Origin of the sequence: Tetzosporium hominis (genome assembly GCF_002265435.1) — a bacterium.
Classification (GTDB): domain Bacteria; phylum Bacillota; class Bacilli; order Bacillales_A; family Planococcaceae; genus Chryseomicrobium; species Chryseomicrobium hominis.
On sequence record NZ_NOKQ01000340.1, the window covers coordinates 1 to 240 of the forward strand.

Sequence of the window (240 nt, forward strand, 5' to 3'; positions counted from 1 at the left end):
GGAGTTTGGCGCGGAGTTTGATTGTACCGGCAGAACGATTTATATTGCGAAGCAGATTGCGAGATACACAGATCATCAGATACGGCACAGACTTAACGCAGCCAATCCATCGAAAGAGATCGATACAAGCCAACTTAAAACGTTTATCAAAGGATTCGGTAAAAAAGACGAAAAAACTGGAACTTACGCGGTTACAGCGGAATATACGAGTCCGCTAGCGAGCATTTACGGGGCTGGATC

Annotated in this window: 1 protein-coding gene; it reads left to right on the forward strand. The window is 45.4% G+C overall.

Annotated features, from left to right (window positions below; all coding sequences use genetic code 11):
* The coding region (locus CF394_RS14180) for a phage tail protein (protein ID WP_207761740.1) at positions 1-240 on the forward strand (240 nt) is incomplete at both ends.